Genomic DNA, 1,396 nt, shown 5'->3' with positions numbered 1-1,396 from the left:
CCTGGAACCCTGCAATTTCTGGTCCCGCGATGAAGCACCGCCCGCGTCCACCCGAGCAGGACGACCTTCTCCGTCCACGGCTCGTCGGCCTGATCGACATGCGCCATGAACTGGTGAAGCTCGCAAGCCTCATCGACTGGGAGTTCTTCGAGACGGAGTGGTCGGGGTTCTTCCCGTCCTCGACGGGCCGGCCGGCGACATCGTCGCGGCTGGTGGCGGGCCTGCTCTATCTCCAGCACGCCTTTCGGCTGTCGGACGAGGCGGTGGTCGCACGCTGGGTGGAGAACCCCTACTATCAGCACTTCACCGGGGAGGTCTTCTTCCAGCACCACGCACCGATCGATCCCACCTCGCTCACCCGTTGGCGCAAGCGCATTGGGGAAGAGGGTGTCGAGTGGCTGCTCACGAAGACCATCGAGGCGGGCCGCGCCTCAGGTGCAGTGGCGGAGCGGAGCCTCGAGCAGGTCGCGGTGGATACGACGGTGATGGAGAAAGCCATCGCTCACCCCACGGACTCCCGGCTCCTGGAGCGGGCGCGGGCGCAACTGGTGGACCTCGCCCGAGAGGCCGGGGTCGAACTGCGCCAGAGCTACGCCCGTCTCGCGCCGCGGCTGGCGGCGCAGATCGGCCGCTATGCGCATGCCAAGCAGTTCAAGCGCATGCGCAAGGCCCTGAGGACCCTCAGGGGCTACACCGGCCGCGTGCTACGCGACCTGCGCCGGCAACTCGACGAGGTCCCTGCGGGGAGGCTGCGCGAGCGGGTGATCGACAAGCTAGTCCTCGTCTCGAGGCTGCTCCACCAGACGCCGAGGAGCACCGGCAAGATCTACTCCCTCCACGAGCCGGAGGTGGACTGCATCTCGAAAGGCAAGGCGCGGGTGCGATACGAGTTCGGCTGCAAGGTCAGCATCGCCACCACGCTGGCCGAAGGCTTCGTGGTCGGTATGCGCGCGCTGCCGGGCAACCCCTATGACGGCCACACCCTGGTCGAGGCGCTGGAGCAGGTGGAGATCCTCACGGACTGCCGCCCCCGCCTGGCCGTGGTCGACCGCGGCTATCGCGGCCACCGCGTTGAGAGCACACAGGTTCTGATCAGCGGCACCCGCCGGGGATTGACGCCAGCCTTGGCAAAGGCGCTCCGACGCCGCAGTGCCATCGAGCCCGAAATCGGCCACATGAAGACCGACGGCCGCCTCGCCCGCTGCGGCCTCAAGGGCACCCTCGGCAACGACATCTTCGCCATCCTCTGCGGCTGTGGTCACAACCTTCGCAAGATCCTCGACCACCTCCGGGCTTGGCTTGCCCAGATCATCGCCGCAATCCTGGACCTCAGCCGGGCGATGCTGGGGCTCCAACACGGCTATGCAACCGCCTGATCGGGTTGTTCAGAGCGAAC

At 67.3% G+C, this 1,396-nt stretch carries 1 protein-coding gene; it reads left to right on the top strand.

Annotated features, from left to right (window positions below; translation table 11 throughout):
• The first annotated feature begins 29 nt into the window (after positions 1-29).
• Positions 30-1,376, top strand: coding sequence for an IS5 family transposase (locus GT358_RS16280; RefSeq protein WP_166583683.1), 1,347 nt, complete (start codon positions 30-32; stop codon positions 1,374-1,376).
• Positions 1,377-1,396 lie beyond the last annotated feature (20 nt).

Origin of the sequence: Rubellimicrobium sp. CFH 75288, assembly GCF_009904055.1 — a bacterium.
Taxonomy (GTDB): Bacteria; Pseudomonadota; Alphaproteobacteria; order Rhodobacterales; family Rhodobacteraceae; genus Rubellimicrobium.
Note: the sequence above shows the minus strand (reverse complement) of the source record. Positions and strands in the feature narration are given on the sequence as shown.